Below are 13211 nucleotides of genomic sequence, written 5' to 3' on the forward strand. Positions count from 1 at the left end.
CGGCACGACGCCGGCGGTGGCGCGGCGCACCGGGCAAAGGGTGGCGCGGGGCCGCCGGGCTGGGCAGCATAGGTGTCATGGACTACGAATACGCGCCGTTGCGGTTGCCGCCGAACGTCGACCGGTTGACCGCCGCGGCGCAGCTGGCGATCCAGGCGGAGTTCTCCGGCTGGGAGTTGGCCCGGGTGCAGCTCTTCCGGGACGGCACCCGCAAGGTGATGCTGCGTCGCCGTCGGGTCAACCAACCCCAACCGGGCCTGTCCTACTGACCGCCCCGGCGCCGGTCACCGGCCGATCCGCACCCGACCTGCGCGGGCAACGGTCGCCGGGCGTCGGCCTGCGCCCGGGGCCGGACACGCCGGACCCCGGGCGGGCCTGCGCCCCGGCTAGTGCTGGTGCCCGGCGTGGTCGTGCTCGTCCTCGTCGAGGAACGGGTGCTCGTCGAGCCGACCCACCAGCCGGTCGTCGGCGGCCGGGGTGAACGGGCCCACCGGATCGTCGTCGTCGAACGACTCCAGGTCGACAGGGGTGCCGACCTCGCTGACCATCACCACGCCGTCCAGCGGCTCCAGCTCCGGCACGTCCAGGGCGCTCAGCGAACCGTCGCCGCTCTGCAACAGCTCCAGCACCGCCTCGCCGACCCCCTCGACCGGCGCCGGCTCGTCCCCCTCCGGCGTACCCTCCCGACGGGCCACCTCGGCGACCCGCAGCAGCGCCGAGACGCTGGGCACCCGGTAGTCGCGGCGCTGCCGCACCGAGATCACCTGGGGGTGCGGGTCGGTGGCCTCGGCGCCCTCGGCGGCACCGCCGAACCGTTCGTCCGCCTCGTCCGGGTCGATCGACTCGACGTCCCAGGGGGTGACCTCGCCGAACGCGTCGAGCAGCTGCTCGTCGTAGGCGAAGGAGGCGTTGTTCAACGCCACGTACGCCTGCCACACGTCGTCGTCGTCGATCCGCCCCTGGGCGGCACGGACGGCCGTCAGGTGGGCGCGGGCCGCGTCGATCACGCGCTCCAGGGCGGCGTCCAGCTCACCGTGCTGGTCGGTCATGAGGAGGTCCCTTCGACAAATGGGGTGGGTGCGGCACCGGTACTGCTCAGCAGTTGCGGAGGAACCGGTCGAGCACCCGCACGCCGAACTGTAGTCCGTCCACCGGTACCCGCTCGTCGATGCCGTGGAACAACGCCGAGAAGTTGAGGTCCGCCGGCAGCCGCAGCGGGGCGAAGCCGAAGCAGCGGATGCCGAGCTGGGCGAAGGCCTTGGCGTCGGTGCCGCCGGAGAGCATGTAGGGCACCGGACGGGCCCCCGGGTCCTCGGCCCGCAGCGCCGCCGACATCGCCTCGACCAGGTCGCCGTCGAAGGTGGTCTCCAGGGCCGGCTGGCGCTGGATGTACTCGATCTCGATGTCCGGGCCGACCAGCTCGCGCAGTTGCCGCTCCAGCATCTCCGACTGGCCGGGCAGGCTGCGGCAGTCGATGGTGGCGGTGGCGCGGCCGGGGATGACGTTGTCCTTGTAACCGGCGGCCAGCCGGGTCGGGTTGGCGGTGCTGCGGATGGTCGCGCCGATGATGTTGGCGATCGGGCCGAGCTTGGCGATCGCGGTCTCCGGGTCGTCCGGGTCCAGCTCGACGCCGAGCACGTCGGAGAGCTCCGCCAGGAAGGCCCGTACGGTCGGGGTGACGGTGATCGGGAAGCGGTGCCGGCCGATCCGGGCGACCGCCTCGGCCAGCGCGGTGACCGCGTTGTCGTCGTGGATGAACGAGCCGTGCCCGGGGCGACCCTTGGCGTGCAGCCGCAGCCAGTCCAGGCCCTTCTCGGCGGTCTCGATCAGATAGAGCCGCTGGGCGTCGCTGATCGAGTAGGAGAAGCCGCCGACCTCGCCGATCGCCTCGGTGCAGCCGTCGAAGAGGCCCCGGTGGCGTTGGACGAGGAAGTGCGCGCCGTAGTCGCTGCCCGCCTCCTCGTCGGCGGTGTAGGCCAGCACGATGTCCCGGGGTGGGCGGACGCCGGTGCGCTGCCAGTGCCGCACCACCGCCAGCACCATCGCGTCGAAGTCCTTCATGTCGATCGCGCCCCGGCCCCACAGGTAGCCGTCGCGGATCTCCCCGGAGAACGGGTGCACCGACCACTCGTCGGCGTCGGCGGGCACCACGTCCAGGTGACCGTGCACCAGCAGGGCGTCGCGCCCCGGGTCCACACCGGGGATACGGGCGACCACGTTGGCCCGGCCCGGCGCCGACTCGTGGATCTCGGCGGCCACGCCGACCTCGGCGAGTTTCTCCGCGACGTACTCGGCGGCCCGGCGTTCACCCGCGCTGGTGGCGTTGTCACCGGTGTTGGTGGTGTCGATGCGCAGCAGGTCACGGCAGAGGTCGACGACCTCGGCGGTGGGGTCGGGCGGGGCGGAGGCGGCGTCGCTCGTCATCGCCTCTTTCTACCAGTCACCGGCCCCGCTGCCGACGGCCCGGCCGGTCCCCACTGCTGACCACCCGGCCGACCTGCCGTCGACCCCGGCCGGGACCGCCCGCCACGGCCGTCCCGGGTTTGCCGACCATCGGGTACGGGTAGTGCCGCTGGCGTCCCCGTTCCGCCCGTCGCACCCGGCCGGCGACCCGCGCCGGCCCCCGTCGAGGAGGGCGTCATGTCCGCCGTTCCCCTGCCCCCGCTGCCGCCGGCCGCCAACGACGCCTACCGTCCCGGCGGGCGGAGCATGGCCGACCTCGCCGACACCGAACACCGGCACCTGCTCGACCTGGTCGACCAGGTCACCGACCCGAGCCTGCCGGTCGCGCGGCGGCGGGAGGTGCTCCACGTGCTCACCGCGATGGTGTCGCGGCACCTGTCGGCCGAGGAGCAGTACCTGCTGCCCGCCGCCCGCGCCGCGCTGCCCGCCGCCGCCGACCGGGTGGACCGGGAGTTGGAGGCGGACGCGGCGCTGCTCACCGCGTTGAAGGCCCTCGGCGGCCCGGACGATCCGACGCTTGCCGACGTCGCGGCCCGGATCCGCCGGCACGTCAGCACTGTCGCCGACCTGATCACCCCGCTGCGCGAGGTGGCCACCGACGCGGAGCTGATCCGACTGGGCAACCGGTGGGAGATCGCCGAGGAGGCGGCCCCGACCCGACCGCACCCGGGCACCCCGGCCACCCCGCCGTGGAACCGGATCGTCGAACCGGCCGTCGGAGTGGTGGACAAGCTGCGGGACGCGGTGACCGGACGCCGTACCCAACTGAGCGACCTCACCCGCCGATCCGGACGGTGATCGATCGGCCCCGATCCGTCAGGTCTGTCGGCCCGGTTGCGTCCAGGGCCTTCCGTCTATCGACGTGTGGCCATACCGTCACCATATGAATCTGGAGCTGCGTCACCTGCGGGTGGTCTGCGCGATCGCCGAGACGGGCAGCGTGACGAAGGCCGCGTCCACCCTCGGCCTGGCCCAGCCGGCCCTGACCGCCCAGCTTCAGCGCATCGAGCGGACGCTGGGCGGTCCGCTGTTCGAACGGGATCGTCGGGGAGCCCGGCCGACCGCCCTGGGTGAGTTGGTGCTGTCCCGGGCCCGGGTCCTGCTGCCGGCGATGAAGGGTCTGCAGGACGAGGCGGCCCGGCTGGCCGGGGCCGAGGACGCCCTGGGCCGGTACCGCTTCGGCGGGGTGAACAGCCCGATCCTGGGCCGGCTGGTGCACCGGCTCGCCGCCGAGCAGCCACACGCGCAGATCACCACCTACGCGTCGTGGTCCGCCGACGAGCTGGGCGCCCTGGTCGCCGGTGGCCGGCTCGACTTCGCACTGACCGGCATCTGCGGCGACGCCACCCCGCCGGCGGAGTTCGGCCTGTCCTGGCGGGAGGTGGCGGTCGACCCGGTGCTGGTGCTGTTGCCTGCCGGTCACCCGATGGCCGACCACGACGAGGTCGGCCTGGCCGAGCTGCGGCACGAGCAGTGGGTGGCCGCGCCCGGCGACGGCTGCTTCGGCGACTGCTTCGCCGCCGCGTGCGCCCGCGCCGGGTTCACCCCCCGCAAGGTGTACGAGACCGACGTCCGCGGCTGCATGGATCTGGTCGACGCCGGCGAGGCGGTGGCGTTGTGCCAGGCCACCTTCCGCCCGGTCGCCGGCCTGGTGACCCGCCGGCTGGCCGGCACCCCGCTGCGGTGGCGGCTGCTGCTCGGCTGGCACCCCGAGTCCCCGGCGGACCGGGTCGCCGAGGCGGTGCTGGAGGACGCGGTGGCCGCGTACACCGGTTCGCTTGCCGCGCACCCCGAATACCTGGCCTGGTTGCTGCGGCATCCCGAGTTCGGGGCCCGGGACACCGGTGCGTCCCGACCGGCCGGGCGGGTGCGAACGGCGTGACGACGGGTATCAGCCCTGCATGACCGATCTCTATCCGGCCGCCGACCAGCGGGAACTGCTGCGCCGGGCGGCCGCCGCGCACACCGCCGCCGCCCGGGACGTCGAGACGTTCCTGCGTCGCCTGCCCGAGGTGCCCGACCCGGCCGACATCACCGAGTACGCGACGCTGCTCACCCGGGAGGAGCAGACCCGCGCCGACCGGCAGGACGCCGCCGATGCCGCCGGCCTGCACCTGCCCAGCCTCGGGTCCGGGTAGCCCCACCGACGACCGGGCACACCGGGCACCCGGGACACCGTCCCGGGTGCCCCCGCCATGGCTGACCAGCATCCGAACCGGGCCAGCATCCGAACCGGATCAGCGAGCGACGGTCCGGGTCAGCGTTCGACGAGGACGTCGTGGCCCAGGTCGAGCAGGGCGTGCCGCCACTCGTCGTCGGCGTTGCCGGCGCCGGGTTTCTCCTCCACCAGGGCCCGGATCCGGTCGACCGCGGCCCGCATCACCTCGACGTCGGCCGGGGTGAGGTCGACCTTGCGCTTGCGCAGGACGGCCAGGATCTGCCGGCCGGGCTCGGGCAGGTCGAGGTCCGGGCCGGGGCCGAACGCCTCCTCCCCCGACCCCCGGGTCAGCAGCCACTGCCGCAGCTGCTCGGAGGGGACGTTCACCTCGGCGTGGAAGTCCTCCCAGAGCACCTCGACCTCGGGGTCGAGTCGCTGTTCGCGTGCCATCACGCCTCCTCTTCCGGTGGCCCGGGCGGTGCCGGGTCCCCGTCGTCGGTCCACTGGTCCAGGCCCTCCGGTGGCACCTGGACCCGGCCCGGGTTCGCCGTCGGAGGCGCCGGGATCGGTGCGGTCCGCTCGGCGTCGTCCCCGGTCTCCTCGGGTTCGGTCATCTCCGCCCTCCGGTCATCGGGGATGCGAGGTGCTGGCGGCGGTGTGGTCGCGGTCGCCGGCGGACACGTCGAAGGTGAGGTGTCCGTCCCGCGCGTCGACGGTGACCTTCTGCCCCGGTGAGAGCCGGTTCTCCAGCAGCATCCGGGAGAGCCGGTTGTCGACCTCCCGCTGGATCACCCGGCGCAGCGGGCGGGCCCCGAACTCCGGTTGGTAGCCGTGCTCGGCCAGCCAGTCGGTGCCGGCCGGGGCGAAGTCGACCTGGATGTCCTGGGCGTGCAGCCGGCGGCGGGTCTCCTCCAGCAGCAGGCCGGTGATCTGGCGCAGCTGCTCGGCCTCCAGCCGCTGGAAGATGATCGTCTCGTCGATCCGGTTGAGGAACTCCGGGCGGAAGTTCTCCTGGAGCCGGCGCATCAACCGCTCCCGCAGCTCGTCGGCCTCCTGCTGGTCGCCCTGCGCGCCGACGCCGAACCCGACGGTACGCTGAGCGCCGGTGATCAGCTCCGAGCCCAGGTTGCTCGTCATGATCAGTACGGTGTTCCTGAAGTTGACAGTCCGGCCCTGGCTGTCGGTGAGCCGGCCGTCGTCGAGCACCTGGAGCAGGATGTTGAACACGTCCGGGTGGGCCTTCTCGATCTCGTCGAGCAGCACCACCGCGTACGGGCGGCGACGGACCGCCTCGGTGAGCTGGCCGGCCTCCTCGTAGCCGACGTAACCGGGGGGCGCACCGACCAGCCGGGCCACGGTGTGCCGCTCCTGGAACTCGCTCATGTCGACCCGGACCATCCGGTCCACCTCGCCGAAGAGCGCCTCGGCCAGCGCGCGGGCCAGCTCGGTCTTGCCGACACCGGTCGGGCCGAGGAAGAGGAAGCTGCCCATCGGCCGGTTCGGGTCGGCCAGCCCGGTGCGGGACCGGCGGACCGCCTCGGCGATGGCGGCGACCGCGTCGTCCTGGCCGATCACCTTCTGGTGCAGGTGCCCCTCCAGCCGCAGCAGCCGGTCCCGCTCCTCCTCGGTGAGCTGGCTGATCGGGATGCCGGTGGACCGGGAGACCACCTCGGCGATCTCCTTCGTGCCGACCGAGGGGACCTGGCTGTCCCCGCCGTCGCCCCGGGCCCGGCCGATCTGCGCCTCCACTTCGGCGAGCCGGTCACGCAGCGCGGACGCCTTCTCGTACTGTTCGTCGGCGACCGCCTGTTCCTTGTCCCGGCGGACGTCCTCCAGTTGCTGTTCCAGCTCCCGGACGTCCGAGGCGGGGGTCCGGGTCCGCAGCCGTACCCGGGCACCGGACTGGTCGATCAGGTCGATCGCCTTGTCCGGCAGGAACCGGTCGGTGACGTACCGGTCGGAGAGTTCGGCGGCGGCGACGAGCGCCTCGTCGGTGAACCGGACCTGGTGGTGTGCCTCGTACCGGTCCCGCAGCCCGCGCAGGATGGCCACGGTGTCCTCGACGTCGGGCTCGGGCACCAGCACCGGCTGGAACCGGCGGGCCAGGGCGGCGTCCTTCTCGATGCTGCGCCGGTACTCGTCCAACGTGGTCGCCCCGATCACCCGCAGTTCGCCACGGGCCAGCGCCGGCTTGAGCATGTTGGACGCGTCCATGCCACCCTCACTGCCCGCGCCGCCCGCGCCGACCAGGGTGTGGATCTCGTCCAGAAAGATGATCAGCTCGTCCCGGTGGGCCCGGATCTCGTCGATCACCTTCTTGAGGCGTTCCTCGAAGTCGCCCCGGTAGCGGGTGCCGGCGACCAGGCCGGCCAGGTCGAGCTGGACGACCCGCTTGCCGAGCAGGGTCTGCGGCACGTCACCGTCGCAGATCCGTTCGGCCAGACCCTCCACGATGGCGGTCTTGCCGACGCCGGCCTCACCGATGAGCACCGGGTTGTTCTTGGTCCGCCGGGACAGGATCTCGACCGCCTGCTCGATCTGGTCGGCGCGGCCGATCACCGGGTCGATCTGGTCGTTGGCCGCCAGATCGGTGAGGTCCTGGCCGTACTGGTCGAGGGTGGGGGTGCCCCGGTCGGGTTTCGGGCCGGCCATCGGGCCACGTTCGGCCCCGGCCGCCTGGAGCGACTCGGGCTGGATCCGGCCGGCGGCGAGCATCCGGCCGGCCGGCGACTCGGGGTTGAGCGGCAGGGCCATCAGGATGTGCTCGGGTCCGATGTAGTTCGCCCCCATCGCCCGGGACAACTGGTGGGCGTCGAGTAACGCCCGCTTGGCCGCCGGGGTGAGCGACAGGTTCGGCGGCACCTCGCCGCGCGGGGCGCCGTCGCCGCGTCCGCCGAGCGCGTTGACCAGGGCGTCCGGGTCGGCACCGGCCCGGCGGACCAGGTCCCGCAGCGGGTCACGCTGCAACGCCGCCCAGAGCAGGTGGTCGGTGTCCAGGTCGGTGCTGTGCTTCTGGGCGGCCCGGCGGGCGGCGTCGGCCAGCATCTCCCGGGCGTCGGCGGTCATCAGCCGGGTGATGTCGACCCGGTGCGCCGGGCGGCGTCCGCCCTCGCCCCGGCCGAAGTACCGGGCCAGGAACTCGTCCCACGGGTCGGAGCCGAAGTCACCGGGTCCCATCATGGCTGTCCTCCGCTCCTTGGGCCCGGCAGGGTCGCCGAGGGCGACACGCAGGCGCGACACGATCGCCGGTGGCTACCCGACGGTCGCCCCGACAAACGCCCTGAGGTGGCAGGGTGGGGGCATGGACATCCACCCGCTGCTGATCGTCGACGGTGCCAACGTGGTCGGTTCCCGACCGGACGGCTGGTGGCACGACCGGGCCGGCGCGGCGGCCCGGCTACGGGACCGGCTGGTCCCGGTGGCCGCCGTCGGCGTACCCCCGGAGTTGCCCGCGCCCGTCGAGGTGGTGCTGGTGGTGGAGGGCGCGGCCCGGGACGTGCCGGGAGTCGCCGGGGTACGCACCGTCGCCGCACCCGGCTCGGGCGACGACACCATCGTCGACCTGGTACGCGACGCGCCGGACCGGCGTCGGCTGGTGGTGACGGCCGACCGGGAGCTGCGCGGGCGGGTGGGCGAACTGGGCGCCGAGGTGTACGGCCCCCGCTGGCTGCCCTCCTGACCGCGGGCGGTCGGCTCCCCGGCCCGGCCGGGATCAGGCTCCGGCGGGCCCGCCGGAAGTCCCGTCGACGGGACCAGGCGTCTTTCCGGCGAGACCAGTCCGGCGACTTCGCGCACGTCAGGGCGGTAACCGGACAACCGGGCGGCAACACTGCCAGGGCGGATGTTCTCTCCCCCGGCGGTATACGTTGTAATGGAGATCTCCCCGCCCCCAGGAGGTCACCGTGGCGAGCGTCGCCGAACTGAAGGCCGCGATCGACATCGCCCTTCAACAGATCGGTGACGGGCAGACAGCCGTGCAGGCCGCCGGGGAGAAGCTCTCCGAGGCGCAGCAGACCCTCGCCGGGGCGTTGGAGGGCAGCGGGCACGAGACCGTCGAGGCGGCCCAGGCGTCGCTCACCCAGGCCGGCCAGGAGCTGGAGGAATGTCTCGCCGCGACGCTCGTCGCGGTGGAACAGGCGCAGCTCTACGTGTCGTCGCTGTAGCGGGTCGTCGTGTCCATCGTCGAGGACGTCGGAGCGCAGGTACGGGCCGCCGCCGAGGAGTTTCCCCTCGCCCAGCTCGCCCTGGCGCTTGAGAAGTTCGGCCAGGCCACCGAGCGGCTGCGCTGGGTACGCCAGGAATCGGCAAACCCGATGGGGGTGCCGGAGCTCGCCGCCGCCACCGAGCACGCCGAATCGGCCGGGCATGCCCTGCGGGTCGCCCAGGAACAGCTCACCGGCTATCTGGCCGCGATCGGGCTGGCCCCCGACGGCCCGCCCCCGCCCCGGGCCACCGGCCCCGCCCCCCGGCACGACGGGCCACGCGGCGACGCCGACCCACCACCGGCCGCCCCGCCACCGGCCACCGAGGAGGACCCCACGGTCAAGCGCTGGTGGGCGGTGCGGGTGGCCGAGTTGACCGGCGGCCGGGAGGGTTCACCGGAGCAGCCGGACGAACGGGTCGCCGACTCCCGGGAACTGCTGCGTCGGGTGGTCACCGGCATCCGTTCCGGCGACCGGGACCGGTTGCACCGGGAGCTGCGGGCCGCGCACGCCGACGTCGGCCTCGGTCTGGCCGCGATCGCCCCGCCGCTGCTGCGGGACCTCGCCGGGGAACTGCTCGGGCATCCGCCCCGCGCCGACGACCTGCCCCGGCTGCGCCGGGAACTGGACGGCCGGGTCCGCGACCTGCTGCCCGGCCTGCCGCCGCCGGTGCTGGAGACCCTGCTCACCCGGGTCTGCCGGATGCCCCCGCCGCGCCGGGACGAGGGCGGGGGCGAGCAGCCCCACGCCGCCGATCCCGCCGTCACCGCGGGCGTGCTGACCGGCGTGCTGTTGGACCGGCTGGGCCGGGACCTGCCCCGCGAGGAACGCGACCCGCAGCGACAGCCGACGCCGGAGCCGGCACCGGAACCCGACCGGTCCCCGCCACGGCCGCCCGCCGAGCATCACACCGACTCACGCCCACCGCGTCGGCCCGAACCGGCCCCGCGCCGCCGCCCCGAGCCGAGCCCACCGCCCCGGGCCGAGCCCACCGCTGCCCGCCGGACGGGTCCGTGGTCGGACGGTAGGCCCCATGGCTGACCTGCGTACCCAGTTGGCGGCGCGGGTGCGGGGGATGCTCTCCGAGGCGCTCGGCGTCACCCGTGGCCGGCTCGCCACGGCCGAGTCGGAGCTGACCGCCGCCCGGGACCGGCTGACCCGGGTCCGGCGGGCCGCCGCGACGGTGCCCGAGCGGGTGGGCGCCGAACGCGACCGACGGCTGGCCGACATCGACAGGCGACATGCCGCGCGGCTCGCCGAACTGGCCCACCGGGCGACCGAGGCCGCCCGTCGGGAGGCCCCCGGCGCGGCCTCCGCGCCCTGGTCGGGGTGGCAGGTCACCCCGGCCGGACGGGGCGAGAGCCCCGGGCCGCTGCGCGTCGGCGCCCTACGGATCCCCGGCGCGGAACCGGTCCCGGCGCTGGTGCCCCTGCTCGACGCCGGTCACGTGCAGCTGCACGGTGACGACCGGGAGGGCGCCGACGCGGTGGTGTCGGCGCTGCTGCTGCGCGGCGTCGGCCGGGCCGACCCGGGCGCGGTACGGCTCTACGGCTACGACCCCGAACATCTCGGCGGCGGGCTGGCCGGCTTCGCTCCGCTCGGCACCGCCGGGCTGCTCACCTTCGTCGGGCCGGGTGGCCTGGCCCGGCTCCTCGACGACCTGGTGGAGCAGATCCGCCGGATCAACGAGACGGTGCTGGCCGGCGAGTACGGCTCGCTGCGCGCCCTGGCCGTGGCGACCGGCCGGCGACCCGAACCGTGGCGGGTGGCGGTGCTGCTCGGCGGGGACGAGCTGTCCCGACACGAGCGCGGCCAGCTCGACCGGGTGGTCCGCACCGGCGCGGCCTGCGGGGTGCACCTGGTGGTACGCGGCATCGACCTGCCCGACGACCCGAGCCTCACCCGGATCCGCACCGGGCCGGGCGAGGCCCGCATCGGCGCACCACCCGGCCCACCCGTACGCCTCGACCCGCCCCCACCGGCCACCCTGGTCACCGAGACCTGCCGGGAGGTCGCCGCCCGGGTCAACGCCGGCCCGCCGCCGACGCCCTTCACCGACCTGCTCCCCCCGCCGGAGCAGATGTGGAAGGACGACTCGGCGCACGGGCTGACCGCGCCCATCGGCGAGGGACCGCACGGCCGTCCGGTGCTGCTGACCCTCGGCGACTATCCTCCGCACGCGCTGATCGGCGGACCGTCCGGCACCGGCAAGACCAACCTCATCTTCGCCTGGATCGGTGCGCTGGCCGCCCGCTACTCCCCCGCCGAGCTGGAGTTCTATCTGCTCGACTTCAAGGAGGGCGTGTCCTTCGCCCGGTTCGCGCAGGGCCGCCGCGACCCGAGCTGGCTGCCGCACATGCGGTTGGTCGGGATCAACGTGAACACCGACCGGGAGTTCGGCCTGGCCCTGCTGCGGTTCCTCGCCGAGGAGCTGCGCCGCCGGGCCGACGCGGCCAAGAAGCACGAGGTGACCAAGCTGGCCGAGCTGCGGGCGGTGGACCCGACCGGGCACTGGCCCCGGATCGTCGCGGTGGTCGACGAGTTCCAGGCGCTGCTCGCCGGCCGGGACGTGGTGGCCCGGGAGGCCGCCGACCTGCTGGAGGACCTGGCCCGGCGGGGCCGCTCGCAGGGCATCCACCTGGTGCTCGCCTCGCAGGACGTCCGGGGCATCGAGGCGCTGTGGGGACGGCCCGCCCTGGTCGCCCAGTTCACCCTGCGGATCGCGCTGCCCAAGGCGCTGCGCATCCTCGCCGAGCGCAACGACGCCGCGCAGGCGCTGCCCCGGCACCACGCGGTGGTCAACGCCGAGTCGGGCATGACCGAGGGCAACCAGGTGGCCAGGATCCCGTCGGCCAGCGACTGGGAGACCTGGAGCGATCTGCAGCACCGGCTGTGGCGGATGCGCCCGGCCGACGCCGCCCCGGCCCGGCTCTTCGACGGTGACGCCATCCCCCGCCTCGCCGAGGCCCCCGACTTCCGGGCCCTCACCCCACCGCAGAACGACCTCGGGCCGCGCGGCCCGGTCGCCGTCCTCGGGGAGATCATCGACGTGCAGTCCCGGTCGGCGGCGCTGCGGTTGCCCCGGGCGCCCGGCCGCAACCTCGCGGTCCTCGGCACCCGGGTCGACGAGGCGTGCGCGGTGCTCGACGCCGCCGCCCGCTCGCTGGCCCGGCAGCACCGCCCCGGCAGCGCCCGGTTCTCCATCGCCTGCCTCGACCCGGACGCCGACCCGGCGGCCCGCGCCCTCTACGAGGACCTCGCCGACGACGCCGCCTGGTACGACGAGGAGACCGTCGCCGAGCTGATGGCCGAGACGGCGACCACGCTGACCCGACCGGGCACCCCGAGCACCCCGCACTACCTGCTGTTGTTCGCCGTCGACGCGGCGGCCGGGGCGTTGGCGACCGGCTCGCCCGGATCGACCGGCCTGGACCGGCTGCGCCGGATCCTGCACGACGGGCCGGAACGGCGTACCCACGTGTTGGCCTGGTGGCGCGGGGTGGCCCGGATGCGGGCGGACCTTGGTGGGCCGGCGGCCCGGACCGACCAGATCGGCGCCTGGGTGGCCCTGGACGTGCAGGGCGGCGAGCTGGGCTCGGCGCTCTACCCGGGCTCCGGCGGGCCGGACTGGTACCCGCGTCCGTGGCGCGGGCTCTTCTTCGACCGGGCGGTGCACCGCACCGGACAGGTGATCATCCCCTATGGTCCGTCCCGATGAACGAACCGGTCGCCAGTGACACCTACGCCGCCCACGTCCGCCGGCTCGCCGAGCTGACCGGTCGGGTGGCCGCCCAGCGGGCCGAGGCGCAGGCCTGGCACGACCAGCAGTGCACCGCCGCCGAACGGGCCGTGCACCAGGCCGTCGCCCAGCTCCACGACGCCGAGCAGGAGGTGACCGACGCCCGGTCGCTGCTGGAACGGGTCGACGCCGAGGTGGGTCACCTCTGGGCCGAGCTGCGTTCCCGGCTCGGCACCCGCCGACTCGGTGACCCGCCGGGACCGGCCCGGGACGTCACAGGCGACCCGGTGCCGCTGCTGCACGGGGTACGCGAGCTGCTGGACCGCACCGGTCAGCGCGGTGAGCTGCCGGGGTCGGTGAACCCGCTGCTCGCCCTCTGCGGGGTGGCCGGGGCAGTCGTCGCGTACGCCCTCGGGGCCGCCGCCCGCGCGGTCGGCCAGCGGCACGGCGGCGACCTGGCGGTGGGAATGCCGGTGCTGGCGCTGGTGGTGACGCTGCTCGGCCCGGTGGCCGGGCTGGCGCCGGCGAAGCGGCTGGCGGATCGGCGGCACGCGCTGCTCGGTCCCCGCCCGCTGGCGATCGTCCTGGTCGCCGGGCTTCTTACCACGGTGCTGCTGCTGGTGTCGGCCCGCTGAGCGCGCGCGGGCGC

The 13211-nt window shown here is 74.6% G+C and carries 14 protein-coding genes; 9 read left to right on the forward strand and 5 right to left on the reverse strand.

Annotation, left to right across the window (positions count from 1 at the left end; genetic code table 11):
* Nucleotides 1-77 precede the first annotated feature (77 nt).
* Complete coding sequence (locus AC0AIB_RS00720; protein WP_282341856.1) at nucleotides 78-269, forward strand: DUF5703 family protein; 192 nt, start codon at nucleotides 78-80, stop codon at nucleotides 267-269.
* 117 nt (nucleotides 270-386) lie between these two features.
* On the opposite strand, the gene AC0AIB_RS00725 is transcribed toward AC0AIB_RS00720, so the two are convergent.
* Nucleotides 387-1049 carry a hypothetical protein gene (locus AC0AIB_RS00725; RefSeq protein ID WP_328346292.1) on the reverse strand — a complete coding sequence of 221 codons (663 nt, stop codon included), beginning with the start codon at nucleotides 1047-1049 and terminating at the stop codon, nucleotides 387-389.
* 46 nt (nucleotides 1050-1095) lie between these two features.
* On the reverse strand, nucleotides 1096-2424 hold the full coding sequence (locus AC0AIB_RS00730; protein ID WP_465095798.1) for a M20/M25/M40 family metallo-hydrolase: 1329 nt from the start codon (nucleotides 2422-2424) through the stop codon (nucleotides 1096-1098).
* A 216-nt stretch (nucleotides 2425-2640) separates the two neighbouring features.
* Here AC0AIB_RS00730 and AC0AIB_RS00735 point away from each other — a divergent pair, with 216 nt between their 5' ends.
* The 3 genes from AC0AIB_RS00735 to AC0AIB_RS00745 all read left to right on the forward strand — a co-directional run bounded on the left by AC0AIB_RS00735 (nucleotide 2641) and on the right by AC0AIB_RS00745 (nucleotide 4601).
* Complete coding sequence (locus tag AC0AIB_RS00735) at nucleotides 2641-3261, forward strand: hemerythrin domain-containing protein (protein ID WP_465095799.1); 621 nt, start codon at nucleotides 2641-2643, stop codon at nucleotides 3259-3261.
* 85 nt (nucleotides 3262-3346) lie between these two features.
* Nucleotides 3347-4345, forward strand: a complete 999-nt coding sequence (locus AC0AIB_RS00740; protein ID WP_328346286.1) for a LysR family transcriptional regulator — start codon at nucleotides 3347-3349, stop codon at nucleotides 4343-4345.
* A 19-nt stretch (nucleotides 4346-4364) separates the two neighbouring features.
* Complete coding sequence (locus AC0AIB_RS00745; RefSeq protein WP_465095800.1) at nucleotides 4365-4601, forward strand: hypothetical protein; 237 nt, start codon at nucleotides 4365-4367, stop codon at nucleotides 4599-4601.
* Nucleotides 4602-4720: 119 nt separating this feature from the next.
* On the opposite strand, the gene AC0AIB_RS00750 is transcribed toward AC0AIB_RS00745, so the two are convergent.
* The 3 genes from AC0AIB_RS00750 to AC0AIB_RS00760 are packed head-to-tail and all read right to left on the reverse strand — an operon-like array spanning nucleotide 4721 to nucleotide 7801.
* Nucleotides 4721-5071 carry a DUF3140 domain-containing protein gene (locus AC0AIB_RS00750; protein ID WP_328346282.1) on the reverse strand — a complete coding sequence of 117 codons (351 nt, stop codon included), beginning with the start codon at nucleotides 5069-5071 and terminating at the stop codon, nucleotides 4721-4723.
* Nucleotides 5071-5235, reverse strand: coding sequence for a hypothetical protein (locus tag AC0AIB_RS00755; protein ID WP_328346280.1), 165 nt, complete (start codon nucleotides 5233-5235; stop codon nucleotides 5071-5073). The genes AC0AIB_RS00750 and AC0AIB_RS00755 overlap by 1 nt, the downstream gene beginning before the upstream one ends.
* A gap of 13 nt (nucleotides 5236-5248) precedes the next feature.
* Nucleotides 5249-7801, reverse strand: coding sequence for an ATP-dependent Clp protease ATP-binding subunit (locus AC0AIB_RS00760; RefSeq protein WP_328346278.1), 2553 nt, complete (start codon nucleotides 7799-7801; stop codon nucleotides 5249-5251).
* 121 nt (nucleotides 7802-7922) lie between these two features.
* Here AC0AIB_RS00760 and AC0AIB_RS00765 point away from each other — a divergent pair, with 121 nt between their 5' ends.
* The 5 genes from AC0AIB_RS00765 (at nucleotide 7923) to AC0AIB_RS00785 (ending at nucleotide 13197) form a co-directional block, all read left to right on the forward strand.
* A complete protein-coding gene (locus tag AC0AIB_RS00765; RefSeq protein ID WP_465095801.1) occupies nucleotides 7923-8300 on the forward strand; it encodes a hypothetical protein in 378 nt (125 codons plus the stop codon).
* A 223-nt stretch (nucleotides 8301-8523) separates the two neighbouring features.
* Nucleotides 8524-8784: a hypothetical protein gene (locus AC0AIB_RS00770; protein ID WP_067305468.1), complete on the forward strand. Its 261-nt coding sequence runs from the start codon at nucleotides 8524-8526 to the stop codon at nucleotides 8782-8784.
* Between the two features lie 9 nt (nucleotides 8785-8793).
* On the forward strand, nucleotides 8794-9864 hold the full coding sequence (locus tag AC0AIB_RS00775) for a hypothetical protein (protein ID WP_465095802.1): 1071 nt from the start codon (nucleotides 8794-8796) through the stop codon (nucleotides 9862-9864).
* Nucleotides 9857-12541, forward strand: a complete 2685-nt coding sequence (locus AC0AIB_RS00780; RefSeq protein WP_465095803.1) for an FtsK/SpoIIIE domain-containing protein — start codon at nucleotides 9857-9859, stop codon at nucleotides 12539-12541. The genes AC0AIB_RS00775 and AC0AIB_RS00780 overlap by 8 nt, the downstream gene beginning before the upstream one ends.
* A complete protein-coding gene (locus tag AC0AIB_RS00785) occupies nucleotides 12538-13197 on the forward strand; it encodes a hypothetical protein (protein WP_328346267.1) in 660 nt (219 codons plus the stop codon). Before AC0AIB_RS00780 ends, AC0AIB_RS00785 begins: the two co-directional genes overlap by 4 nt.
* Nucleotides 13198-13211 lie beyond the last annotated feature (14 nt).

This window comes from Micromonospora sp. DSM 43699, from assembly GCF_055517075.1.

Bases quoted from the DNA above. Each gene is read 5' to 3' on its own strand.
- AC0AIB_RS00720 (WP_282341856.1), top strand. From the start codon at position 78: ATGGACTACGAATACGCGCCGTTGCGGTTGCCGCCGAACGTCGACCGG.
- AC0AIB_RS00725 (WP_328346292.1), bottom strand. From the start codon at position 1,049: ATGACCGACCAGCACGGTGAGCTGGACGCCGCCCTGGAGCGCGTGATC.
- AC0AIB_RS00730 (WP_465095798.1), bottom strand. From the start codon at position 2,424: ATGACGAGCGACGCCGCCTCCGCCCCGCCCGACCCCACCGCCGAGGTC.
- AC0AIB_RS00735 (WP_465095799.1), top strand. From the start codon at position 2,641: ATGTCCGCCGTTCCCCTGCCCCCGCTGCCGCCGGCCGCCAACGACGCC.
- AC0AIB_RS00740 (WP_328346286.1), top strand. From the start codon at position 3,347: ATGAATCTGGAGCTGCGTCACCTGCGGGTGGTCTGCGCGATCGCCGAG.
- AC0AIB_RS00745 (WP_465095800.1), top strand. From the start codon at position 4,365: ATGACCGATCTCTATCCGGCCGCCGACCAGCGGGAACTGCTGCGCCGG.
- AC0AIB_RS00750 (WP_328346282.1), bottom strand. From the start codon at position 5,071: ATGGCACGCGAACAGCGACTCGACCCCGAGGTCGAGGTGCTCTGGGAG.
- AC0AIB_RS00755 (WP_328346280.1), bottom strand. From the start codon at position 5,235: ATGACCGAACCCGAGGAGACCGGGGACGACGCCGAGCGGACCGCACCG.
- AC0AIB_RS00760 (WP_328346278.1), bottom strand. From the start codon at position 7,801: ATGATGGGACCCGGTGACTTCGGCTCCGACCCGTGGGACGAGTTCCTG.
- AC0AIB_RS00765 (WP_465095801.1), top strand. From the start codon at position 7,923: ATGGACATCCACCCGCTGCTGATCGTCGACGGTGCCAACGTGGTCGGT.
- AC0AIB_RS00780 (WP_465095803.1), top strand. From the start codon at position 9,857: ATGGCTGACCTGCGTACCCAGTTGGCGGCGCGGGTGCGGGGGATGCTC.
- AC0AIB_RS00785 (WP_328346267.1), top strand. From the start codon at position 12,538: ATGAACGAACCGGTCGCCAGTGACACCTACGCCGCCCACGTCCGCCGG.